Origin of the sequence: Tenacibaculum jejuense (assembly GCF_900198195.1) — a bacterium.
GTDB lineage: Bacteria > Bacteroidota > Bacteroidia > Flavobacteriales > Flavobacteriaceae > Polaribacter > Polaribacter jejuensis.
The window spans coordinates 3,692,627-3,715,696 of the sequence record NZ_LT899436.1 but is presented as its reverse complement, the minus strand read 5'-3'; the positions used below and the strand labels follow the sequence as shown (position 1 = coordinate 3,715,696).

The window sequence follows — 23,070 nt, the reverse complement described above, 5'->3', positions numbered from 1 at the left end:
TAACAATTCATCCTTTATTTTAATCAATTCGGTAATAAAAAAATCTTAATTGTTTTTTCTTCAGTTAAGTTTGATAAAAATTAATCAAACAATAATGGAAGGAACAATTAAGATTTTTATTTATATACATGCTTTTTTTGGCGGTTTGGGTTTAATATCTGGCTTAGGTAGTATTCTTGTAAAAAAAGGAAACTCAAATCATAAAAAACTAGGAAAACTCTTTTCAATTAGTATGATTACTAGTTGTTTAATTTCTTTAGTGATAGCATGCCTTCCTAATCACGAAAATCCTTTTCTCTTTTTAATTGGTTTGTTTACTGTGTATTTAGTAGTTTCTGGTAAATTGATGTTGTCTTTCAAATCTAAGACTAAAGAAAAAGCAAATATTTTAGATAAAACGGTATCCGCTTTTATGTTAATTATTTCTGCAGGTATGATTTTATTTGGGACTTATGGATTATTAACTGTTGGAAACGGATTTCTATTATTTGTGTTTTTTGGAGGTTTTGGAGTGTCTTTATCTATCGGGGACTTTTTATTTTTCAGAAAGTTTGAAAAGATTAGAAATAACGGTTGGTTGTCTAATCACGTAAGTAAAATGGTTGGAGCATTTATTGCTTCTGTAACAGCTTTTATTGTCGCAGGAATTGGATTAGGAAGTTTCGTTTTTTGGATTGTTCCAACAATAATTGGATCATTTTATATTGCATACTGGAAAAGGAAATTGAAAATAGTAGAGAAAAGAAAATAGAAATTAATAATTTTGAGGAATAATTATTTCTGATGAAATCACAAATAGTAACATTCCTAATCAAATGTCCTGATCAAAAAGGACTTGTCGCAAAGTTTACTTCATTTTTCTATGAAGAAGGTTTTAATATTTTAAGTTGTCAACAGTATGTAAATGGAATTGCAGATCGTTATTATATGCGTATTCGTTTAGATGCTGAAGATGTTGGGATTTCTAAAAAAGATCTAGAAGATAAATTTTCTAATCTAGCAGAAGTTTTAGAGTGTACTTGGTCGGTTCATTACGATAGTGAAAAGCAGAATGTAGCAATATTAGTTTCTCATACAAGTCATTGTTTGTATGATTTGTTGGAAAGACAAAGAGAAGGAGCAATCGATTGTAACATCAGTTTAATTATTAGTAATCATAATAAGTTAAAACCGATAGCTGATATGTTCGGTGTGCCTTATTATCATTTGCCAATTACAAAAGAAACAAAGGCTGAGCAAGAAGCGCAAGTAATTCAATTATTATCTGAGCATAATGTAGATTTGATTGTTATGGCGCGTTACATGCAAATTCTTTCAGAAAACTTTATTAATCAATATCCTCAGCGAATTATTAATATTCATCATTCTTTTTTACCAGCTTTCCAAGGAGCAGATCCTTACCGAAGAGCATATGAAAGAGGTGTGAAATTAATTGGAGCGACTGCACATTATACAACGGTTGATTTGGATGAAGGTCCAATTATAGAACAAGATGTAGAAAGAATTACTCATGAGAGTACTCCGAAAACACTAAAGCAAATTGGAGCAGATGTTGAGCGATTAGTTTTGGCAAAGGCTGTAAAGTGTCATTTACAACATCAAATTATTGTTTCAGATAATAGAGCCATTGTTTTTCCAGAATCTGGAGAATAATATTTATATAAAATTAAGTAAAGAAACCACATGAAAATAATTTGTATTGGTAGAAATTATGCAAAGCATATAGAAGAATTAGCGAATGAAAAACCTGAAAGTCCAGTGATTTTTTTAAAGCCAGATTCTGCAATACTTCCTAAAAACATTCCTTTTTTTATACCTCCATTTTCTAATGAGATTCATTACGAAGTAGAAGTTTTAGTGAAAATTAACAAAGTAGGAAAACATATTTCACCAAAATTTGCTCATAAATATTATGATACTGTTGGTTTAGGGATAGATTTTACAGCCAGAGATGTTCAAGCTGTATGTAAAGAAAAAGGATTGCCATGGGAAAAAGCAAAAGCATTTGACGGAAGTGCAATTGTAGGGCAGTTTTTTCCGAAAGAAGATTTCGATTTAGAAAATTTATCATTCCAATTGCAAAAGAATGAGGAAATTGTTCAAGATGGAAATACATCATCAATGTTATGGAAGATTGATGAATTAATTGCATATGTTTCTCAATATTTCACATTGAAAAAAGGAGATCTTATTTTTACAGGAACTCCAGCTGGAGTAGGAAAAGTTGAAGAGAATGATATCTTAACCGGAACTATAGAAGGAAAACAATCGTTTCAAATTAAAGTGAAATGAGTTTAATGTCTATTTTATTTGTCATAATTTTAATAACTATAAGTTGGTCTTTTTATAGATTAGCTAAAAAGTATGATAAGAATAGACTAGTCTACACTTTAGTAGGCGTAATAGCTTTCATGGGATTTGTATTTATTAATGCATTGTTGTATACATTTTTAAGTGTGATTTCAGATAATATAAATATTGAAACTCATCGGTTATTAACTTTTTTAATTGGAGTTTTAATTTCTATAGTATTACATTTTATTTTAGAAAAGACTTGGTTGAAAGGTAAAAATGTAGAAGCTGAAGAAGCAATAAATGAAATAGGTGAAAATTAATAGTGATTATTTATATTAAAGTTTAAAATCTAGCATTTCTTTTTCTTAACAAAAACTTTAAGTAAGATTAGTTGAATCTTTTCTAAATTATATTAGATTTGTAATATTAATCAAAAAAAGTGCTATGTTTAAAAACTACTATGTTTTTATATTCGCTATTATGGCGAATATTTCTATTTATTGCCAAAATCCAGATCAAATCGTTAACATTCCAGATCCTGTTTTTAAAGAATTTTTAGTCTATAACCATGATGTAAATGGAGATGGAGAAATACAATATGGTGAAGCCTATTTGTTTACAGGTGAAATAGATATTTCAAGACGCGAAAGGATTACAGATCTAACAGGTTTAGAAGCTTTTGAAAATATAACAAAACTTAATTGTGATTTTAACGATATAGAATATCTCGATAAAGTACTTTTCAATTTAAAAAAATTAGAAGTTTTAAAATGTTCTCACAATTCTCGTCTAAAGAGTTTAGATGTTAGTAAGAACATTAATTTAAAATTATTGTACTGTGGTGGAGGTTACCTTTCACATCTAGATTTATCTAAAAACTTATTGTTAGAAGAGTTCGCTTTAGATAACAATAAAGATATGGATTGGGTGAATTTAAAAAATGGAAATAACTCAAATTTAAGAGCATCATTTTATACTACAGATATAGGGTGTATACAACAAGATAGAGAAGAAAGATATAGTCATTGGCAGTTTTCTTCTAGCTTTAAGGGAACATTTTCTACCAATTGTGATGCTAATTTGCATATTCCTGATCCTATTTTCAAAACTTTCTTAGTAGGAAATAATTTAATTAATCTTAATGGTGATTCTGAAATTCAAAAAAATGAAGCAGAATCATATACAGGAGAATTGCTTCTTGATGGTTTAGGTATAAGTGACTTAACTGGTGTTGAATATTTTTATAATATAAGGACGTTGTCTTGCGCAAATAATTCTATCTCTATTCTAAATGTCGATAATAATATACTACTGGAAAAGCTTAATTGTAGTAATAACACAATTGAGTATTTAGATACATCAAAAAATACTTTATTGAAAGAATTAAATTGTGAAAATAATGCGTTAGTATTTTTAAACTTAAAAAATGGTGCAAATTCTGAAATAGAGAGGGGTAAAATAACTATAGCACCTAATGATTTTTTATCGTGTGTGGCTGTAGATAATGTTCAGGAATTTAGTGGTATACATAGAGGTAGTTTGGTGAATTTAAATGCAAGTTTAAATGAAGAGTCATGTGTAGGTAAGGGAGATTTTATAGATATACCAGATGCAAGTTTTAAGTCAGCTTTATTAAATATTCCAGAGATAAATTTAAATGGAGATGATGAAATTCAAATTTTAGAATCGAAGTACTATGAAGGTTCAATTAATGTAAATAATAAAAATATTGAAAATTTAGATGGTATAGAATCATTCAAATATTTAAAAGAATTTTATTGTATCGGAAACAAAATCAAAAAAATAAATGTTGAACATAATGAATATCTAGAAGTTTTGTCTTGTGGAAATAATGAATTAGAAAATTTAGATTTATCTAAAAACACATCATTAACTACAGTTTATTGTGCAAATAATAAACTATTAAGACTAAATATGAAGAATGGAAAAAACGGACAAATTGACGCTAGGTTTAATAGTTTTGGTAATCCAAATTTAACCTGTATTCAAGTGGATAGTCCTGATTATGTAGAAAGTTTAGGTTGGATTAAAGATAGTACTTCAAGTTTTAATTCGACATGTGATTATAATGATTTAATAGTTTCTATTCCTGATCCAATTTTTAAGAATGCACTTATTACAGATGACAGCGTTAATCTTAATGGAGATTCAGAAATCCAATTAGTAGAAGCGGAACAGGTATTAAGTTTAGGTGTTAGTGACTTAGGTATACAGGAACTTACAGGTATAGAGGATTTTATCAACTTAAAAGTCTTGAATTGTAGAGGTAATGAATTAACATCTTTAGATCTGTCTGAAAACAGGAAATTAGAATATTTAAATTGTTCAAACAACAAACTAGATTTTATTAATATTAAAAATAGGAATAACGAAAAATTAAAGGATAATGATGTTGATTTTTCAAATAATGAAACATACGCTTGTATTCAAGTTGATAATAGAGAATATGCTGTAAGTGAATGGCGATTGAAGAAAGATAGAGGAGCAGTTTTTAGTATTGATTGTGTAGACACAAGACTTGTAGTTAATATTCCAGATGATGAATTTAAAAGAGTTCTATTGTTAAATAATGAAATAAATACCAATAATGATCATGAAATACAAGTTAGTGAAGCTTTAGTTTTTACTGGAGAAATAAATACAACAAGTAGTGGAATATCTGACTTAACAGGAATAGAAGCTTTCGAAAAAATAACAGGTCTAAAATGTGTATATAATGATTTGACTAGTTTAGATGTTTCAAACAATAAAGAATTAATTAATTTAGAATGTACGGGAAATGAATTAATATCTGTAAACCTTTCAGAAAATTTAAAGCTAGAAAAGTTAATTCTAGATGACAATAATTTACAAACTTTAGATATATCTAATAATACAGAATTAACTAGTTTAGATTGTTCAAAAAATGAGTTGACCTCAATCAATATAACTGGAAATTTAAAATTAGAGGAATTATTTGCTAATAATAATAACTTGCAGACTATAGATACTTCTATGAATACATCACTATCTGTTTTTAGTTGTATATCTAATGAAATAGATGAATTAAATCTAACTAATAATACTTCTTTATTAGGATTTAGCTGTGAAGGAAATAACTTGACTACTTTAGATGTAAGTAACAATTTGAATTTAAGAATTCTTTATTGCAGTAATAATGAATTGACAGATTTAGATATATCACAAAATACAGCATTAGTAGAGTTGCTTTGTAGATCGAATAAATTAGAATCATTAAACCTTAAAAACGGGAATAATGCTAATTTTACGAATATAAATGTTACAGGTAATTTAGATCTTGCCTGTATCCAAGTAGATAGTAAAACGTATTCAGATAATACTTGGAGTACTTTAAAAGATGCAACAGCAGAATATAGAGAAGATTGTAACATTTCTTCGGATGCTGTTGTAATTATACCAGATGCTAACTTTAAAGATTATTTAGTTAGTAATACAGCTATAAATACAAATGGAGATGATGAGATTCAAGTAACAGAAGCGCAATCATTTTCAGGCTCTATTAATTGTTCTAATTTAAGTATTGATAATTTAGAAGGAATAGAATATTTCCCTGCTATTACGGGATTAAACTGTAGTGATAATAGATTAACTAGTTTAAATATTTCTAGTAATATAAATTTAACATCATTAAATTTTGATAATAACAACATTGATACTATTGATATTTCTAAAAACATCTTATTAAATTCTTTATCATGTTTTAATAATAGGCTTACTGAGTTAGATATTTCATCAAATACTGCTTTGTCTTTTTTAGTATGTGCTGATAATTTTATTGAGATTTTAGATGTTTCTTCAAATGATGAATTGACTGATGTGTATTGTAATGGAAATGAATTAACAAGGTTAAATGTGTCTAACTTGAAGTTAACTAATTTCGATTGTTCAAATAACAATTTAACAACCTTAATAATAGGCAGTGGTTACAATACAACTTTAGATAATTTTTTCTTGTCGAATAATGTAGATTTAACATGTATTCAAGTAGATAATAAAGTATATTTTGATCAGAATTGGTCTACGGCAAAGGATGCTACGGCTAATTATAGCGAAGATTGTTCTGTATTACCCGATGCTATTGTTTATATACCTGATACTAATTTTAAAAGACGTTTATTATTGAATACGAATATCAATACAAACGGAGATGATGAAATTCAAGTTGCAGAGGCTAAAGCATTCTCAGGAATAATAGATGTTTCTGATTCAAATATCAATAGTTTAGAAGGGATTTCGTTTTTTACAGATATAACGAGTTTAAATTGTAGTGATAATAATTTAACGGAATTGAATGTTGAAGAAAATGTTTTATTGACGTATTTAAATTGTAGTAAGAACAGTTTAAACACACTAGATGTTACTAAAAACAAAGTGTTAAATGAATTAGATTGTCACTTAAATGAGTTAACATATTTGGCTGTATTTAAAGTTTCTTCAACAGGAAATGTAGAAAGAGATGATGTATTAACTTCTCTTGATTGTAGTTCTAATGAATTATCAAGTTTAGATGTTTCTTACAATACTTCATTAACACACTTAACGTGTAGTTATAATATGTTGGAAAGTTTAAATGTTTCTGAAAATAGCCAGTTGAAATATTTGAATTGTTTTTCAAATAAACTAGAGCAGTTATCTCTATTACAGAATACATTTTTAGAAGAACTGTATTGCGGTTCTAATGAACTATCAAGCTTAAATACATTTAATAATCAAAATTTAGAGAGATTAAATGTTAAAGAAAATAATTTAACAACATTAAATGTTTCTAATAACTTACAATTAATAAGTTTAGGTTGTAATGACAATGAACTTTCGAATTTAGATGTTTCTAGAAATACAAGCTTAGTAGATTTAACATGTAGTGGAAATAATTTAGTAACCTTAAATGTTAAAAATGGACACAATATAGATTTTGAGAGATTTAACGCATTATTAAATCCTAATTTAACTTGTATTCAAGTAGATGATGTAACTATTGTTTCTGGAAATACTTTGTGGCGAAAAGACGTAACAGCGACATACAATGAAGAATGTAATATTCCAGAAGAAGTTGTATACATACCAGATACTAATTTTAAAAGACGTTTATTATCAAACACCAACATAAATACCAACGGTGATGATGAAATTCAAATAACTGAAGCAGTATCTTTTACGGGTGTAATTCGTGTTGGTTTTGATGGAGTAGGTGAAAAAATTGAAGATTTAACAGGTATTCAAGCTTTTATCAACATTATCGGTTTACATTGTTCTTCTAATAAATTAAAAACGATAAATGTTTCTGAAAACACGAAATTAACAGACTTGTTTTGTGGACTTAATGAGTTAACAACTTTAGATGTGTCTAATAATGTAAACTTAGAGGATTTATATTGTACTGGTAATTCTTTAACGGAATTAAATGTTACTAATAATACAAAATTAAACACGCTTTATTTTGATACTAATCAAATTACAGAAATAGATTTGTCAAATAATCTAATGTTAACAACGCTAAGTTGTAATACAAATAGTTTAAGAGTTTTAGATATATCTAAAAATACGAACTTGACAGATGTTACATGTTCTTTTAATCAAATAGAAACATTAGATCTTTCTTCAAATCAAAAGTTATCAGCATTATACTGTAATGATAATGTTATAGAAGAGTTAGATTTATCATTAACTTCAATCCAGAACCTAGATTGCTCAAATAATAAATTAACATATTTGAATCTGGATAGAGGTGAGAATTATGCTTTCGATATTTTCAATACGATTAATAATTCAGAATTAACATGTATTAAAGTTCATGATGTAGCTTTTGCAAATGAGAATTGGAGTTTCGGAAAAGATACCACAGCATCTTTTAATAGAGATTGTACTTCAACAGCAAGTATTGTAGACGAAGAATTTAATGATAACATTATTATATACCCAAATCCAGCAATTAATACAATTACAATTGATTTTAAAGAAACTACTCAAAGTGCTGATTTTGAAATTTATTCAATACTAGGGAATAGTATTTTAAAAACAAATAATCGAAAAATTAATGTAGCAGGATTATCTAAAGGAATATATATCTTAAAAATTATTACAGAAGATAATAAAGTAGGCGTAAAAAGATTTGTAAAAAAATAATTGTCAACTACTGTATTTAACCAAAAAGACTAAGAATTTATACTCTTAGTCTTTTTTTATTTTGTTTGAAAATGATTTAATTCAACTTAAACCATTCAATAGCTTCTGAAATTCCGTTTTCAATAGGGTTTTGTTCAAGTTTTAATTCCTCTTTAGCTTTTTGATTCGAATAATAATTATTCACACAAAGTGTTTGAACATTAGTTAAAGAAATATCTGTTTTAATCTTAAAAAAGCGCAGTAAGTTTCCGAAGTAACCAATACCATATAATAAAAACTTAGGAATTTTTATATAAGATGATTTTTGTTCGAGTTGATGCGTAACTTTTTTATAAAACTCCTTGTAACTTAAGTTTTCTCCACATAGAATATAACTCTCACAATGCTTACCTAAATCTATAGCATTAACAACAGCATTAGCGGCATCAGTTACATTAATAAAACTTTTTCCTCCAGGAGGATAAAAAATAATTTTTTTGTTGTGTGCACTTAAAACTAATCTCCCAGAACTAGGTTTTGTGTCATAAGACCCAATCATAAAAGTTGGATTTAACGTCACAAGTTTTGTTTCAGAGTTTTCTTTTGCAAGTTGAAGAATCCTTTCTTGTCCTTCTAGTTTACTTTTAGCGTATAATGATTTAGAAAAAGGAAAACGAATAGGTTTCTTTTCATTTCCCAAATCATTCAAACTTCCAAAACCAAAACAATTGGCTGTACTTATATATACAAAGGTTTTAATATTATGCTGTAACGCTTTTTTATATAATGTTGCTGTAGCTGTCGCATTTACGTTTTTGTATATGTTGTAATCTATAATATCCTGCCCGGTAAGAGCAGCTGCATGAATAATACAATCAATTTCAGGTAAAATAGATTCAAAAGATTCACTTTTGGTAATATCACCAATATGAAGTTTTAAATTTTCATGAGTTGGTAAAGCAAAACTTTTTTCATTTCGTAATAAACCAATAACATGATATTTTTTTTTCAGTAAAACTGCGATAATATTTGTGGCTAATAAACCATTAGCACCAGTAACTAAAACTCTCATTAGGCTTGAATTTCTTTTCTCATGGCATTACTTAACATCTTTATTTTAGTGTTAGACGGTAAAACGCTTAAAATAAATTTACTAATTCTGTTTAATCGACCAGGAACAACACGTCTTTTACCTTTAAACATTTTAGAAATACTCATTCTTGCAATTTCATCAAGTTCAACTACACCAAGATTTACAAATTTACTTTGACTCTCAATTCGAGAAGTAACTTCATCATTTGTTTTCATTGGTCCAGGATACACAACAGTAACCGAAACATTTTTATCTTTTAATTCTTCTCTAAGTCCCATTGAAAAATGATCGATAAATTTTTTAGATGCAGGATAAACGGTTTTATATCCCATCGGACTAAAAGCTGCCATACTAGAAATATTCATAATATATCCTTCTTTACTTTCGATTAAATTAGGAAGTAAAAGTTTGGTCAACATTGAAGTTGATGTCACATTCAGTTGAATAATCTTTTCAATATATTCTAAAGAAACTTCAGTAATACGTTTCGAACCACCACTTCCGGCGTTATTAATAAGAATAGATACCTTATAATTATTAGCCCATTCACCAAGTGCTATAACATTGCTTTTTTCTGTCATGTCTGCTTCAAAATAATCAACAGTAACATTAAAATCGTTAGCTATTCTTTCAGAAGTATCACTTAAATTTTCATTAGGAAGCGCAGCTAAAAGCAGATTGAATTTTTGTTTAGCTAGTTCTTCAGCTAAGGCCAAACCTAGTCCCTGACTAGCTCCCGTAATTAAAGCAAAGTTGTTTTTCATTATTGGTTTTTCAGAAAAGACTATTCACATCGTATTCAGTTACATTACAATCAATGATTTTTAATCATTTTTTACAAAACGTTTAGAAAATATGTGAGTATTTTTGTCTTTGGTTGATTGCAAATGTATTCTTGAAATGTTTTCGAAACAAGAAAACAACTAAGTTTAATAAATAATTAGGATACAATTTGCTGAAAATCAAAAATAGAATCAAACATATGAAAGCAGAAATCATCACAATTGGAGATGAAATCTTAATAGGACAAATAGTTGATACAAACTCACAGTGGATAGGAAAGGAGTTAAATAAGATTGGAGTATCGGTATATCAAATTTCATCAATTCAAGATGAAAAACAACATATTTTAACTGCATTAAAAGAAGCTCAAGATAGAGTAGATATTGTCATTATAACAGGAGGATTAGGTCCAACCAAAGATGATATTACTAAAAAAACAATAGCAGAATATTTTAATGATCATAAAATTATAGAGTATCCAGAAGTCATAGAAAATATCAAGCAATTATTCAAAAAGGTGAATCATCCTTTTAATGAAGTTCAAAAATATCAAGCACATTTACCTTCAAAGGCAACACTTTTACCTAATATATATGGTACGGCTCCAGGAATGTGGTTTTATGAAAATGAAACTGTATTTGTTTCGTTACCAGGAGTACCCTATGAGATGAAAGGTTTAATGACAAATGAAGTTTTACCTCGAATTCAAGAAAAGTTTGATTTACCATATATATTACACAAGACAATTCACACTTACGGGCAAGGAGAGAGTGTAATTGCTGAAAAAATCGAAGATTTCGAGAATAACTTACCAAATCACATAAAGTTAGCATACCTACCATCTTTCGGAAAAGTAAGATTACGATTAAGTGCAAAAGGAAATGATATTGATTTTGTAACTAAAACTTTAAATGAAGAAGTAAAAAAGTTATCGGTTTTAATTTCAGACATAGTTGTTGGATTAGATGAAGGATTAACAATTGAAAAATTAGTAGGGAATTTTTTGAAAGAAAAAAATAAAACAATTGGAACTGCCGAAAGTATGACAGGAGGAAAAATTGCATCTACTTTAATATCAATTCCTGGTTCTTCAACATATTTTAAAGGAAGTTTCGTGGTGTATTCTTCTGAATTAAAGCAAAAATTGTTGGATGTTCCAAAATCTATAATTGATGAATTTTCCGTAGTTAGTAAAGAAGTTGCAGAAGCAATGGCAAAATCAGCTTTAGAAAAATTGGGTACAGATTATGCAATTTCAATTACTGGTAATGCAGGCCCAACAACAGATCATAATGATAAAGATGTAGGAATGGTTTACATTGGTTTAGCTTCCAGAGGAGAGGTTGAAGTTCACGAATTTAATTTTGGACAACCTAGAGAAAAAGTAATAAACAAAACAGTAAATAAGGCTTTAGAGCTTTTGCTTCAAAAGAATATGTAAAATTAATTTTATATAGTTTGTTTTATTGAGTTTAAAATACGTATATTTGCACCTCGTTTAGAAATAACAACAAAAACTGTCAAGAAGATGTCTAGAGTTTGTGAATTAACAGGAAAAAAAGCGATGGTAGGTAATAATGTATCTCACGCTTTAAACAGAACAAAGAGAAAATTCAACGCTAATTTAATGACTAAGCGTTTCTATATTCCAGAAGAAGATAAATGGGTAACATTAAAAGTATCTGCTTCTGCATTAAAAAACATTAACAAAAAAGGAATTACAGCTGTAATTAAAGAAGCTAGAGAAAAAGGTTTCTTAACAAAGTAATTACTTCTAGATAAAGTATTAGAGAGATGGCAAAAAAAGGAAACAGAGTTCAAGTTATATTAGAATGTACTGAGCATAAAGCTTCTGGTCAACCAGGAACTTCTCGTTACATCACGACTAAGAATAAAAAGAATACTCCTGATAGAATGGAATTAAAGAAATTTAATCCAATCTTAAAGAAGATGACAGTTCACAAAGAAATTAAATAATAAGAGGTTTTAGTTATAAAACGTCAAATACCCTATAGGTCATGGCAAAGAAATCAGTAGCAACGTTACAAACAGGTTCTAAAAGACTAACTAAGGCTATCAAAATGGTAAAGTCACCTAAGTCTGGTGCTTACTCTTTTGTTGAAGCTATTATGGACCCTACACAAGTTAACGACTTTTTAGCAAAAAAGTAATTCTTGTATACAGTTTACAAAAAAGCTGCTTTCATTATGAAAGTAGCTTTTTTTGTATATGCTAAAAAGATGTATTTTTGAAGAAAGTCTATTGGTATAAAGCAAAATAGAATGACATTTTGACTGAATTTTGATACTGGTACGATTTTTTACACCAAACTATTACGACTATAACTGTTAACTATGAGTTTTTTTAAAAAAATATTCTCGAAGGAGAAAAAAGAAACTTTAGACAAAGGGTTAGAAAAATCTAAAGAAAGTTTTTTCTCTAAATTGTCTAAAGCGGTTGCTGGAAAATCTAAGGTAGATGATGATGTATTGGATAATCTTGAGGAGGTTTTAGTATCTTCTGACGTAGGAGTGAATACTACTTTAAAGATTATTGAAAGAATTGAAGAGCGTGTAGCTAAAGATAAATATTTAGGAACCGAAGAATTAAATAAAATATTACGTGAAGAAATTGCAGGATTGCTTTCTGAAACGAATATTGGAGATGAAACTGATTTTACAATTCCAGAGAATAAAAAACCATATGTTTTAATGGTTGTTGGAGTAAATGGAGTAGGAAAAACTACAACTATTGGTAAACTAGCATCTCAATTTAAAAAGAAAGGTTTAAAAGTTGTTTTAGGTGCAGCAGATACATTTAGAGCAGCAGCAATAGATCAATTGCAAGTTTGGGCAGACAGAGTTGATGTTCCTATTATTCGTCAAGAAATGGGATCAGATCCTGCTTCTGTAGCTTTTGATACATTAGAATCAGGAGTAAATCAAGGTGCAGATGTGATTATTATTGATACAGCTGGACGTTTACATAACAAAGTGAACTTAATGAATGAGTTGACTAAGATTAAACGCGTAATGCAAAAAGTAGTAGGAGATGCTCCGCATGATGTATTATTAGTTTTAGATGGCTCAACTGGTCAGAATGCATTTGAACAAGCAAAACAGTTTACTAAGGCAACAGAAGTAACTTCTTTAGCAGTTACAAAATTAGATGGAACCGCAAAAGGTGGAGTTGTGATTGGAATCTCTGATCAATTCCAAATTCCTGTAAAATATATTGGTGTTGGTGAAGGAATCGATGATTTACAAGTATTTAATAAATATGAATTTGTAGATAGTTTCTTTAAATAAACACACTTATAGTCAATATCAAAAAAGCTACTTTCGATGCAGAAAGTAGCTTTTTTTAGTTTAATTATTTTATGTTTTTACTGTTTTAGAAAAATAGTTTAGCAGAAACGTTAGTGATAAAAAAAGCGAAATAAGAATTAAACTATATCCACTTGCAGGATCAAACTGTACAGCAGTTTTTAAATCTACTCCATTAAGTTTAGGAAAAATATTTATAAAAGTAATACATATAATTAGTCCTAAAATTAAGAATAAATTAGGTCGTATTTTTTTTAGAAAACTGTATTGGAAATTTTAATCTTTTCCACTTCATAAATTGGAATAAGAAGATAAATGCCAAAACAAAAACAATAAACGGTAAATTTCTGTAATATTGGAAAGATGATTTATTATTAAATTTTTGGTTTAATAAAATGCTTGCTATACCATCAATAATTTCGCCATCGGGAGCTTGGTTTGAATTAATTAATACAACGATAGCCTTATTAATAGAAGGCAGTATATACATGCTAGATTCAAAGCTTTTGTTTGTCCCGTAATGATAAAATATATCATTAATAATTCGCCATCCAAATCTATAATTAGATTTTTCATTTGCAGTAAACAATCGTTTGATAGAATTACTATTTAAAGTAGAATTTGTGTTATCATTATAGCTATTCATCAAATTCCTTAAATAGCTAGACATGTCATTTGCTGAACTCGATATTAATCCTGAAGGAATTTCTTGACGATGAAAACTCTTGTTAAATTTTATATTAGGATAGTATAAGAAATATTGATAACTATCGATTAATTTTGGAGTTATGCTAGCTGATGTGTCATCTAAATTCATAGGTTTAGTAATATAAATTTCTAAACATTCTTTATAACTTTTACCAGTTGCATTTTCGATTATTAAACCTAATAATCTGTAATTTGCATTAGAATATTCATAACGTAATTCTGGAGAATCAACTAAATCAACTTCTTTTAGTACTTCAGTGTAATATTGAGTATAATCAAAATCACTATTATTTTCTAAAAAAGTGTTTCCTATCTCGGTACTTATTCCAGAGGTATGCTGCAGTAAATCCTTAATTGTAACCTTATCAGAGATTTTTTTGTTTTTATAAGTAAACCATTCTAAGAATTTATGTACAGGATCATTAATATTCAATACCCCTTTTTCTTCCAAAATAAGTGTAAGTAATGCAGTAAAAGATTTTGTGTTAGATCCAATTAAGTATTTGTCTCCTTTTTTAGCATTTCCAAAATGTTTTAAGTAAATGGTTTTGTTTTCATCTGTTATTGCTACAGCTATACTTGGTGAATTGTAATACTCTCTTTTGCTTTGAACGAATTCGTTTATTTGATCAATCTTTTTTTGAGAAAGTAATGAGTCATTTTGTGAGAATATAGAGGTAAAAGTTAAAAAAGAGAATAGTAATAAGATAGTTTTCATAGAATAAATTAGTTTTTAATTTTTAACGAGCTAAAAGTATATCTATGAATTTATTTATGATTAGTTAAGAGGGGTTTAGGTGTTAAATAACAGTTTTTAGGTGCGAAACTTATATAGCTGAAAGATTATTTTTATAGTTTTTAGAAATAGGAATTTCAATTTGTGTAAGTAAAATAGTATTTGAGTCTTTCCAAGATTTAAAGTGTGACGGATTAATTAAATGCGAACGATGTACTTGTATTAAAAAAGATATCTCTGAGTTTATTTTCTTTAAAGAAGACCTAATCAGTTTTGATTGAATTGAATTATTTTCAATAAAAAAGACTTCAACATAATTTTGAGATTTTGAAATACAAACTAAATCTGAAGCTTTAATTTTTAAAATATCTAATTTATATTCTCCTCGAATAGTTATTTTCTTCTCTATTTTTTCTGGGATAGAAGTTGTAATGATTTCTTTTTCTTCTGGAAGAAACTTTAGAGTTAAACTTCGAGCAAAAATAATGATAGGAGTAAAGATGATTGTAGATTTTAAGGTAGCATAAAAAAACTCACTAAATGTTAAAATACCATACAAAAACGGACTTTTATAATATAAATAGCTAAATATTAAATTTATTGAGAGAAAGAAAAGAATTGATAGTACTTCAAAGATTACATTCCATTTATAGTTTATCCGATATATAGAATCTTGTAACATTGATGTAACAAAATAACACATAAATGCAATGAGACTAAAGCCAATACTTAAAAAAGTCCACCATGTATAATCTCCAGTAGTGCCATCAAAAGGTTTTATATAGAAGGTGAAAATCCAAATCCAAATCCCAATAAATATTCCAACGAGAGTATGATGTTTTATAGAAGGATTAAGTTGATTCATTAGTTTTTTGGTTAAAGCTATCAAAAATATAGCCAAGGTTTATTTATATTATAAATTAAATAGTAAATAAATTATTCAGTAAAAGCCTATTCTCAAGCGATTTTAAAGGATTTAAATTATTCATATCTTTATCATATTCAATAAATCTACAAAACACAACTTCGTGAAACACATAATAACCCTGCTAGTTATTTCAATTTTTATTTTAACTGGCTGTAAAGAACAAGAAAAAAAAGCAATTCAATATTTTAAGAAGTATGACGAAACTACTGAAATAGCTGAACAACAGAATCATGAAAACTCAAGAATGAAATTCAAATTACTTCAATCTAAATTTATAGATATGAATGAGGTATTTGAACCTTTTCAAAAAGAATTAGCGCAATTCTCAAAAGAAAATTACCAGAGTTTAAAACCAATAATCTTGGAACAATCAATTCCTTCAATTCAGCAATCAATTAAAGATGGAAAGTTAACGTATGAAAAACTTACATTATTTTATTTATATAGAATTAGAAAGTTTGAAAGTGATTCAACAAAATATTTAAATGCGATTATTAGTTTGAATCCTAAAGTAATAGCGGAGGCAAAAGAAAAAGATAAAGAATTAAAACAACGAACAGTTGCGAATGAGTCTGTATTTGGAATGCCAATTTTATTAAAAGATAATATCAATACAGAAAATCTACCAACTACAGCAGGAGCTTTTGCTTTAAAGAATAATAAAACCAATGATGCTTTTATTACAAAACAATTAAAAGCCAATGGAGCTTTAATTTTAGGAAAGGTTAATTTAAGTGAATGGGCATATTATTTCTGTTCTGGTTGTCCGTTAGGATATAGTGCTATTGGCGGTCAAACTTTAAATCCATATGGAAGAAAAATATTTGAAACAGGAGGTTCAAGTTCAGGAAGTGGTGTCGCAACTGCTGTAAATTATGCCGTAGCAACTATAGGAACAGAAACAGCAGGATCAATAACTTCACCATCAAGTCAGAATTCGGTAGTTGGATTAAAACCTACAATTGGTTTATTAAGTCGTTCAGGAATTGTTCCAATATCGAGTACATTAGACACGCCCGGGCCAATGACAAAAAATGTGGTAGATAGCCATATTTTACTGAGGGCTTTATTAGGAAAAGACACATCAGATCAAAAATCGTTTGAACTAACTGAAGACGAAAAGCAGTTTAAAACGCAAAGTTTAGAAGGAAAAAGATTAGGAGTTTTTACAGCATTATTAAATGATTCTATTTACAAGAGAACAATAGATAATATAAAATCAGCAGGAGCTTCAATTGTTGAAATAGCACCAGAACAAACTAGTTTACAAGGTTTCTTAACACTATTAAACATAGATATGAAACATGATTTACCAAAGTATTTAGCAGATAAAAATATAACAGATAAAACGGTAAAAGATTTAGTTGCTTTTAATAGTAAAGATTCTTTATTAAGAGCACCTTACGGCCAACAATTATTTGAAGGAATTGTAAAAGATTCAACAACTACAGAAGAATTTGCTAAAGTTAAATCTAATTTAAAGAAAGCAGGATTAACCTTTTATAAAGTTTTTGAAAAAGATCAATTAGATGCTATTCTTTCTATTAATAATTATCATGCTGCATATTCTGCTGTTGCAGAATATCCTAATTTAACAATACCGATGGGATATAAAGAAACAGGAGAACCTATTAATTTAACTTTCATTGGATTACCAAAATCAGAATTTAAATTATTATCATTAGGTATGGCTTTTGAAAAATTAACGAAAGCAAGAAAATTACCTAAAGACTATGAGTGATTTATGACGAATAAATCATAATTTTGCACACCTTAAAATTTTAGATAGATGCGTACAAAATCTACAAAGCAGAATAAGATCAATGTGGTTACCTTAGGGTGTTCTAAAAACGTTTACGATAGTGAAGTGTTAATGGGACAATTAAAAGCTAATGGTAAAAATGTTGTGCATGAAGATCCTGAAGATGATGGGAATATTGTAGTTATTAACACTTGTGGATTTATAGGTAAAGCCAAAGAAGAAAGTGTTGATACCATTTTACATTATGCGCAAAAAAAGGAAAGAGGAGAAGTAGATAAAGTTTTTGTTTCTGGTTGTTTGAGCGAACGTTATAAGCCAGATTTAGAAAAAGAGATTACGAATGTAGATCAATATTTTGGTACACACGATCTGCCAAATCTTTTAAAAGTTTTAGAGGCAGATTACAAACACGAATTAATCGGTGAGCGTTTAACAACAACACCAAAGCACTATGCATATTTAAAAATCGCAGAAGGTTGTGATCGTCCGTGTTCGTTTTGTGCAATTCCATTAATGCGAGGAAAACATAAATCTACACCAATTGAAGATTTAGTGATTGAAGCTACAAAGTTAGCAGCAAATGGAATTAAAGAAATCATGTTAATTGCTCAAGATTTAACGTATTATGGATTAGATATCTATAAGAAAAGAGCTTTAGCAGATTTATTAAGAGCGTTAGTAAAAGTTGATGGAATAGAGTGGATTCGTTTACATTATGCATTTCCAACAGGATTTCCAATGGATGTATTAGAAGTAATGAAAACAGAACCTAAAGTTTGTAATTACTTAGATATTCCATTACAACATATCAATACAGAGATTTTAAAATCGATGAAACGTGGAACAACTCACGAAAAAACAACAAGCTTAATTCATAAGTTTAGAGAGTTTGTTCCAAATATGGCAATTCGTACGACATTAATTGTTGGATATCCAGGGGAAACAGAAGAGCAATTCCAAGAGTTAAAAGATTGGGTTGAAGAAATGCGTTTCGAGCGTTTAGGTGCTTTTGAATATTCTCACGAAGAAAATACAGGAGCTTATGTTTTAGAAGATGATGTTCCTGCTGACGTGAAATTCCGTAGAGTAAATGAAATCATGGAAGTTCAAAGTCAAATTTCTTGGGAATTAAATCAAGAAAAAATAGGAAAGACTTTCCGCTGTTTATTCGATAGAAAAGATGGAGAATATTATTACGGAAGAACAGAGTTTGATTCACCTGATGTAGATAACGATGTTATTGTTGATGCAACGGAACATTATATTAAACTAGGAGAGTTTATTGATGTAGAAATCTATGACGCAGGAGATTTTGATTTATATGGTACGCCAACAGTAAAACAAGAACCTTTTGTTCCTTTAAATCAAAGAAAGAAATAATTGAATAAAAAGTAATAATAAGATATTCTTTTGTTATAAATAGAAAGATATTATTGATGCTAATTTTTTAGAAGATAAGAGAAAGTAAATTACTTTTAATGTATCATCTTAAATCTCTAAAGAATGTTTGGAATCATAAACTTTGAAACCTTTCTAATTGCAGGTATTATATTAAACATAACACCTAGTGCAGATACCATGTATATTTTGGGTAGGAGTATTGCTCAAGGAAAAAAAGCAGGAATCTTATCTGCTTTAGGAATTACTACTGGAGCTTTATTTCATGTGATATTTGCAACATTAGGTTTGTCTATTATTTTAGCTAAGTCTGCTATAGCTTTTCTAATAGTGAAATATCTAGGAGCTGCGTATTTGATTTATTTAGGTTTAAAATCCTTTTTTAGTAAAAGTTCAAATGATTTTGAAATTATTCAAAAACAAGAAACAATTAATTATAAGAAGATTTACCTTTCAGGTATACTAACTAACATTTTAAATCCTAAAGTTGCATTGTTCTTCTTGGCTTTTTTGCCACAGTTTATCAATCCAGATTATTATAATACATCTTTATCATTCTTAATTTTAGGTGTTACTTTTTTAATCACAGGTACATTGTGGTGCTTACTATTGGCAATATTTTCATCTCAATTATCAAGTCGTATTCGTAAAAATCATAATTTCAAGTTATGGCTAAACAAAATCACAGGGAGTATTTTTATTGCCTTAGGAATTAAGTTAGCATTTTCAAAAAAATAATTACTAGTTATAATAGGTATGTAAATCCTTAAATATGGGGATAGTTATAATTTTAAATGAAATATAAGTTTGTTACCGTAATAATTAACTTAAAAATTTATTTAGAATGATAAAAATTAAATACTTATTTCCGGTTTTACTACTTATTAGTTTTTCGTTTGTTTCTTGTAATAACGAAGACGATGATGATGATGACTTTTCTGGACAATCTTGTAATGTAGAAGAACTTACTGAGCTTTTAGAAGAAATCATTGATTTAGGAGCTTTGTATTCGCAAAATCAATCTACGGCCAATTGTATAGCATATCGAGAGGTTTTAGAAGATTTTATAGAAGAAGCAGAAAATTGTCCAAGTGCTCAAGACGATATAGATGACTTTGAAAGAGTATTAAGTGCATTAAACTGTAATTAGAGTAAATATGATAACTCCCTATTTCTTAGGAATTATAATTGGCTTAATTTATTAATTACTGATATTTTGAAAACCCTGCCAAAGAGTAGGGTTTTTGATAAAAAAATTATCTTATTTTTTGTTTAAAGTAGGTTTAAGTTAATATTTGATAGTAAAAATTTATATTTAAAAGATGATTTTCATTTATGATTAAGGCTTAGAAGAGAATCTCTATAAATTTGAATTTCATATTTAGTAGATGATCGGATTACAATTTTTTCACAAACTTACTTTTACCAATAATTTTACCAACTTTACTCCTTGAAATAATCAAATAAACACCGACAGGTAAATCATTCACATTGATTTCAATTTTTGAAATATTTGATTTTAAATTCTTTACCATTTTTCCTTGAATTGAATATATAGAGGTATATGTTTCTTCAGTCGTTGGTATTTCAACAAATAGCTTTTCAGTAGCAGGATTTGGATATATTTTTATTGAAGTTTCTTTAACTTCATCAAGCAGTTCTGAAAAAGGAGTCGCTTCTAGATATTGAACAACTATCGGTTTTTTATGTGCATTATCCATGACTATTTGCACTACTGGATATTTTGCATTCTTGTCGTCTGTCCACCATTTATACGATATTGTTGATGTTTTTTCTGGTTCTTTAAGTAAACCCCATTTTTCTGCCTTTTTTTGGTAGGTATAATTGGTGACATGTAAAGTATACTTCAACCGTAATGATAAAAATCTTCCTTTAGGCAAAATAACATCTCCCCATGAATCTATTTCATATTTATGCTTGTGAACTGTTTTTATTTTTATAGAATCTTGTCCTTTTCTATCTTTAAATAGCACTCTTTCATTGGTAATTTCATTAGAAGATTTCTCTAGATATTTAAGCGGTAAATTCATATCAATTCCACCATAATTCCCTGTACGCTTTTCTTTATTAATAAATAAACCATATCCTAAATTAGCTATTTTCTTTTCAGTAATTTTCATAAAAGACCATGTTTCATAACCATTGTTTGAATACAAAACAATATTGGAATTAGGATAATCTGTATGAAACGGAGTTTTTTTAGGGTCAAGAAATTTTATAGTTTGTTTATTTACAGCAATGGCATTTAAATTAGAGAAATCCCACACTTTATTTTCACCTGGTTCTCCTAAATCTATCGGATTTTGAGGAAGTCGATTATAATATTCAACAATGCTATCTCCAACAGCAAAAAAATGATGTTGTTGTAATGTTACCTGAGCATAAGAGTTTATTTTGAAAAACAATAACGCAACTAAATAAATGTTACTATTCATCTTTAAGTTTCTAATCATAAATTGTGTTATTTTACAAATAATATTTGTGTATCTCTAGCTCCTCTTTCTTTTCCACTATGTGGTATAATAATTTCTTCTTCCTTGCTTTCAAGTTCGTGTCTAATTAATCCTTCTTTTGCATAGTAGTACAAGAATTTATGATGTATTTGAATATTTGATACTGGTTGATAGTTAGTCTGGATTTTCTTTAAATCACCATTTTTTAGAGTAATTGAAAATATTATTTTATCACTTGTATAACCATATATAATATCATTGTGTTTTTCAAACTTCTCTACATCACCTTTGATAGTTTTTTCCCAAATTAAACTACCATCATTTGCATTTAAACAATATACGCCTGAATGATCACTATCAGTTTCTGTGGCAAAATACACGTTGTTATTATCTACAAATATTTTCTCACCAACGTTGTAATACGGGGCTTTAAATGTGAATTCCCATTTTTCTTCAAAAGTATCAGGTAAAAAACTAACAATTTTATCTCCTCTAGTTACAGGAACAATGATGAGTTTTCCATTGGTTACAGCTTTACCAAGATTCGATTCAAAATTCTTCTGAATTAAAGGAGTGCCTGATTCAGTTTCAAAAGAATTAATCAACGGATCATTATTAATGAAAATTTTATCGTTTATAGCTAAATAAGGTCTGTAGCTATGCGGAGATACTAATTTATAATTCCATACTAATGAACCATTTGAAGAATTTATGGCATACAAGTTTCTACTAGTTCGAGATGTTAGAAATAATTTACCTTCAGTTATTGCTAAAGATTGAGAAGTAAAATGATTTGCTGCACCATCTCTTGCTCCCACTTTACTAGCCCAGAAAGGAACACCGTTTTTCGCGTTTATGGCATAAATATTTCCTGTCATGTAAGCTGAGAAGATTGTACCATCTTTGTAAAAAAAATGATTACTACCATTATTAAGTCTTATAGTATCAAAATGTTTAAAAGTCCATTGTTTTTTAAATTTAGAATCATAACAAGTTAAAAGTCCATCACCTCTGTTTATAATGAGTACATCTTTAACTGTTTTATCATAAGTTACTTTCTTGTTTAGTGTGTTATGAAACCAATCTTTTTCTGAGAGCATAACACTAGATGTAACAGGGCCATCAGTGTTTACAGATTTTATTGTAAACTGTCCATATAGGTAGTTACAGAAGAGTATGGTTAAGGGAATTAGTATTGTTTTTTTTATTGGTAGCATTACATTAATTATTAGTAGGTTTGTTTGAGGTAAATTACTTTATACCAAAAAATGTGATATTTTTAGGTCTAAATTTTAATTGAAATTAACCTTATTTAGTTTTTTCTGCGTCAAAAATAACTATTGTAATGCGTGTTTGTAATACTATTTTTTTTTCGCTGCTACAGAATCTATTTTCGAATATGTTTTATCTTTTTCTGTAATTT

At 28.2% G+C, this 23,070-nt stretch carries 20 protein-coding genes; 14 read left to right on the top strand and 6 right to left on the bottom strand.

Translation table 11 applies throughout. The features are described 5' to 3' along the window. Positions 1 to 94: 94 nt before the first annotated feature. The 5 genes from AQ1685_RS16165 to AQ1685_RS16145 all read left to right on the top strand — a co-directional run bounded on the left by AQ1685_RS16165 (position 95) and on the right by AQ1685_RS16145 (position 8,460). Complete coding sequence (locus tag AQ1685_RS16165; protein WP_095073877.1) at positions 95 to 751, top strand: hypothetical protein; 657 nt, start codon at positions 95 to 97, stop codon at positions 749 to 751. A gap of 32 nt (positions 752 to 783) precedes the next feature. Further along, entirely contained in the window at positions 784 to 1,653 is an 870-nt protein-coding gene (purU, locus tag AQ1685_RS16160; protein WP_095073875.1) for a formyltetrahydrofolate deformylase, read from the top strand. A 30-nt stretch (positions 1,654 to 1,683) separates the two neighbouring features. Continuing rightward, complete coding sequence (locus AQ1685_RS16155; RefSeq protein WP_095073873.1) at positions 1,684 to 2,292, top strand: fumarylacetoacetate hydrolase family protein; 609 nt, start codon at positions 1,684 to 1,686, stop codon at positions 2,290 to 2,292. Then, positions 2,289 to 2,615, top strand: coding sequence for a hypothetical protein (locus AQ1685_RS16150; protein ID WP_095073871.1), 327 nt, complete (start codon positions 2,289 to 2,291; stop codon positions 2,613 to 2,615). The genes AQ1685_RS16155 and AQ1685_RS16150 overlap by 4 nt, the downstream gene beginning before the upstream one ends. A 124-nt stretch (positions 2,616 to 2,739) precedes the next feature. Continuing rightward, complete coding sequence (locus AQ1685_RS16145; RefSeq protein ID WP_095073869.1) at positions 2,740 to 8,460, top strand: T9SS type A sorting domain-containing protein; 5,721 nt, start codon at positions 2,740 to 2,742, stop codon at positions 8,458 to 8,460. 76 nt (positions 8,461 to 8,536) lie between these two features. On the opposite strand, the gene AQ1685_RS16140 is transcribed toward AQ1685_RS16145, so the two are convergent. Both AQ1685_RS16140 and AQ1685_RS16135 read right to left on the bottom strand, forming a co-directional pair. Continuing rightward, positions 8,537 to 9,511, bottom strand: coding sequence for an NAD-dependent epimerase/dehydratase family protein (locus AQ1685_RS16140; RefSeq protein ID WP_095073867.1), 975 nt, complete (start codon positions 9,509 to 9,511; stop codon positions 8,537 to 8,539). Next, a complete protein-coding gene (locus tag AQ1685_RS16135; RefSeq protein ID WP_095073866.1) occupies positions 9,511 to 10,296 on the bottom strand; it encodes an SDR family NAD(P)-dependent oxidoreductase in 786 nt (261 codons plus the stop codon). The genes AQ1685_RS16140 and AQ1685_RS16135 overlap by 1 nt, the downstream gene beginning before the upstream one ends. Positions 10,297 to 10,514: 218 nt before the next feature. Here AQ1685_RS16135 and AQ1685_RS16130 point away from each other — a divergent pair, with 218 nt between their 5' ends. From AQ1685_RS16130 to ftsY, 5 genes are all read left to right on the top strand, one after another. Beyond that, positions 10,515 to 11,756, top strand: coding sequence for a competence/damage-inducible protein A (locus AQ1685_RS16130; RefSeq protein ID WP_095073864.1), 1,242 nt, complete (start codon positions 10,515 to 10,517; stop codon positions 11,754 to 11,756). 87 nt (positions 11,757 to 11,843) lie between these two features. After that, positions 11,844 to 12,083: a 50S ribosomal protein L28 gene (gene rpmB, locus AQ1685_RS16125; protein ID WP_075344434.1), complete on the top strand. Its 240-nt coding sequence runs from the start codon at positions 11,844 to 11,846 to the stop codon at positions 12,081 to 12,083. A 26-nt stretch (positions 12,084 to 12,109) separates the two neighbouring features. Beyond that, positions 12,110 to 12,292: a 50S ribosomal protein L33 gene (gene rpmG, locus AQ1685_RS16120; RefSeq protein WP_013070733.1), complete on the top strand. Its 183-nt coding sequence runs from the start codon at positions 12,110 to 12,112 to the stop codon at positions 12,290 to 12,292. Between the two features lie 41 nt (positions 12,293 to 12,333). Further along, positions 12,334 to 12,486 carry a DUF4295 domain-containing protein gene (locus tag AQ1685_RS16115; protein ID WP_095073862.1) on the top strand — a complete coding sequence of 51 codons (153 nt, stop codon included), beginning with the start codon at positions 12,334 to 12,336 and terminating at the stop codon, positions 12,484 to 12,486. A 183-nt stretch (positions 12,487 to 12,669) separates the two neighbouring features. Further along, positions 12,670 to 13,623, top strand: a complete 954-nt coding sequence (gene ftsY, locus AQ1685_RS16110) for a signal recognition particle-docking protein FtsY (RefSeq protein ID WP_095073860.1) — start codon at positions 12,670 to 12,672, stop codon at positions 13,621 to 13,623. 256 nt (positions 13,624 to 13,879) lie between these two features. On the opposite strand, the gene AQ1685_RS16105 is transcribed toward ftsY, so the two are convergent. After that, complete coding sequence (locus AQ1685_RS16105) at positions 13,880 to 15,067, bottom strand: serine hydrolase domain-containing protein (RefSeq protein ID WP_095073858.1); 1,188 nt, start codon at positions 15,065 to 15,067, stop codon at positions 13,880 to 13,882. Between the two features lie 109 nt (positions 15,068 to 15,176). Continuing rightward, positions 15,177 to 15,950 (bottom strand): LytTR family DNA-binding domain-containing protein, encoded by a 774-nt coding sequence (locus tag AQ1685_RS16100; protein WP_095073856.1) that lies wholly within the window; start codon positions 15,948 to 15,950, stop codon positions 15,177 to 15,179. 163 nt (positions 15,951 to 16,113) lie between these two features. On the opposite strand from AQ1685_RS16100, the gene AQ1685_RS16095 reads away from it, so the two are divergent. The 4 genes from AQ1685_RS16095 (at position 16,114) to AQ1685_RS16080 (ending at position 20,323) form a co-directional block, all read left to right on the top strand. After that, the gene (locus AQ1685_RS16095) at positions 16,114 to 17,754 is read left to right on the top strand and encodes an amidase family protein (RefSeq protein WP_095073855.1); all 1,641 of its coding nucleotides are present in this window, start codon (positions 16,114 to 16,116) and stop codon (positions 17,752 to 17,754) included. A gap of 48 nt (positions 17,755 to 17,802) precedes the next feature. Beyond that, positions 17,803 to 19,155, top strand: a complete 1,353-nt coding sequence (gene rimO / locus AQ1685_RS16090; protein ID WP_095073854.1) for a 30S ribosomal protein S12 methylthiotransferase RimO — start codon at positions 17,803 to 17,805, stop codon at positions 19,153 to 19,155. A 123-nt stretch (positions 19,156 to 19,278) separates the two neighbouring features. Continuing rightward, positions 19,279 to 19,911 (top strand): LysE family translocator, encoded by a 633-nt coding sequence (locus tag AQ1685_RS16085; RefSeq protein WP_095073852.1) that lies wholly within the window; start codon positions 19,279 to 19,281, stop codon positions 19,909 to 19,911. Positions 19,912 to 20,017: 106 nt separating this feature from the next. Beyond that, a complete protein-coding gene (locus tag AQ1685_RS16080; RefSeq protein ID WP_095073851.1) occupies positions 20,018 to 20,323 on the top strand; it encodes a hypothetical protein in 306 nt (101 codons plus the stop codon). A gap of 247 nt (positions 20,324 to 20,570) precedes the next feature. Here AQ1685_RS16080 and AQ1685_RS16075 read toward each other — a convergent pair whose 3' ends face one another. Together AQ1685_RS16075 and AQ1685_RS16070 are read right to left on the bottom strand one after the other, a co-directional pair. Then, positions 20,571 to 21,629 (bottom strand): T9SS type A sorting domain-containing protein, encoded by a 1,059-nt coding sequence (locus tag AQ1685_RS16075; protein WP_157730260.1) that lies wholly within the window; start codon positions 21,627 to 21,629, stop codon positions 20,571 to 20,573. Between the two features lie 26 nt (positions 21,630 to 21,655). Further along, a complete protein-coding gene (locus AQ1685_RS16070; RefSeq protein ID WP_095073847.1) occupies positions 21,656 to 22,864 on the bottom strand; it encodes an outer membrane protein assembly factor BamB family protein in 1,209 nt (402 codons plus the stop codon). Between the last annotated feature and the right edge of the window lie 206 nt (positions 22,865 to 23,070).

Coding starts and splice junctions, on each gene's coding strand:
- AQ1685_RS16165 (WP_095073877.1), top strand. CDS start 95: ATGGAAGGAACAATTAAGATTTTTATTTATATACATGCTTTTTTTGGC.
- purU (WP_095073875.1), top strand. CDS start 784: ATGAAATCACAAATAGTAACATTCCTAATCAAATGTCCTGATCAAAAA.
- AQ1685_RS16155 (WP_095073873.1), top strand. CDS start 1,684: ATGAAAATAATTTGTATTGGTAGAAATTATGCAAAGCATATAGAAGAA.
- AQ1685_RS16150 (WP_095073871.1), top strand. CDS start 2,289: ATGAGTTTAATGTCTATTTTATTTGTCATAATTTTAATAACTATAAGT.
- AQ1685_RS16145 (WP_095073869.1), top strand. CDS start 2,740: ATGTTTAAAAACTACTATGTTTTTATATTCGCTATTATGGCGAATATT.
- AQ1685_RS16140 (WP_095073867.1), bottom strand. CDS start 9,511: ATGAGAGTTTTAGTTACTGGTGCTAATGGTTTATTAGCCACAAATATT.
- AQ1685_RS16135 (WP_095073866.1), bottom strand. CDS start 10,296: ATGAAAAACAACTTTGCTTTAATTACGGGAGCTAGTCAGGGACTAGGT.
- AQ1685_RS16130 (WP_095073864.1), top strand. CDS start 10,515: ATGAAAGCAGAAATCATCACAATTGGAGATGAAATCTTAATAGGACAA.
- rpmB (WP_075344434.1), top strand. CDS start 11,844: ATGTCTAGAGTTTGTGAATTAACAGGAAAAAAAGCGATGGTAGGTAAT.
- rpmG (WP_013070733.1), top strand. CDS start 12,110: ATGGCAAAAAAAGGAAACAGAGTTCAAGTTATATTAGAATGTACTGAG.
- AQ1685_RS16115 (WP_095073862.1), top strand. CDS start 12,334: ATGGCAAAGAAATCAGTAGCAACGTTACAAACAGGTTCTAAAAGACTA.
- ftsY (WP_095073860.1), top strand. CDS start 12,670: ATGAGTTTTTTTAAAAAAATATTCTCGAAGGAGAAAAAAGAAACTTTA.
- AQ1685_RS16105 (WP_095073858.1), bottom strand. CDS start 15,067: ATGAAAACTATCTTATTACTATTCTCTTTTTTAACTTTTACCTCTATA.
- AQ1685_RS16100 (WP_095073856.1), bottom strand. CDS start 15,950: ATGAATCAACTTAATCCTTCTATAAAACATCATACTCTCGTTGGAATA.
- rimO (WP_095073854.1), top strand. CDS start 17,803: ATGCGTACAAAATCTACAAAGCAGAATAAGATCAATGTGGTTACCTTA.
- AQ1685_RS16085 (WP_095073852.1), top strand. CDS start 19,279: ATGTTTGGAATCATAAACTTTGAAACCTTTCTAATTGCAGGTATTATA.
- AQ1685_RS16080 (WP_095073851.1), top strand. CDS start 20,018: ATGATAAAAATTAAATACTTATTTCCGGTTTTACTACTTATTAGTTTT.
- AQ1685_RS16075 (WP_157730260.1), bottom strand. CDS start 21,629: ATGAATAGTAACATTTATTTAGTTGCGTTATTGTTTTTCAAAATAAAC.
- AQ1685_RS16070 (WP_095073847.1), bottom strand. CDS start 22,864: ATGCTACCAATAAAAAAAACAATACTAATTCCCTTAACCATACTCTTC.